The organism is Methylobacterium sp. CCH7-A2 (assembly GCF_001557075.1).
Classification (GTDB): Bacteria; Pseudomonadota; Alphaproteobacteria; order Rhizobiales; family Beijerinckiaceae; genus Allobosea; species Allobosea massiliensis.
The window spans coordinates 1-264 of record NZ_LSKN01000032.1 but is presented as its reverse complement, the minus strand read 5'-3'; the positions used below and the strand labels follow the sequence as shown (position 1 = coordinate 264).

Here is a 264-nt window from a genome sequence, read left to right as displayed (position 1 = left end):
TCCCGGGCTTCCTCGAGCCGCGCCGGATGGCGGAGAAGGCGCTCACCGCCGTGATTCAGGAGGCCTACATCCAGGGCATCTCGACCCGCTCGGTCGACGATCTGGTCAGGGCGATGGGGATGAGCGGCATCTCGAAGAGCCAGGTCTCGCGGCTCTGCGAGGAGATCGACGAGCGCGTGCAGGCCTTCCTCGATCGGCCCATAGAAGGTGACTGGCCCTATCTTTGGATCGACGCGACCTATGTGAAAGTGCGCCAGGCCGGGC

The 264-nt window shown here is 65.5% G+C and carries 1 protein-coding gene; it reads left to right on the top strand.

Annotated elements, in window-relative coordinates:
• Nucleotides 1-264: transposase (locus tag AX750_RS02950; protein ID WP_197432784.1), on the top strand; the 264-nt coding region annotated here is incomplete at both ends.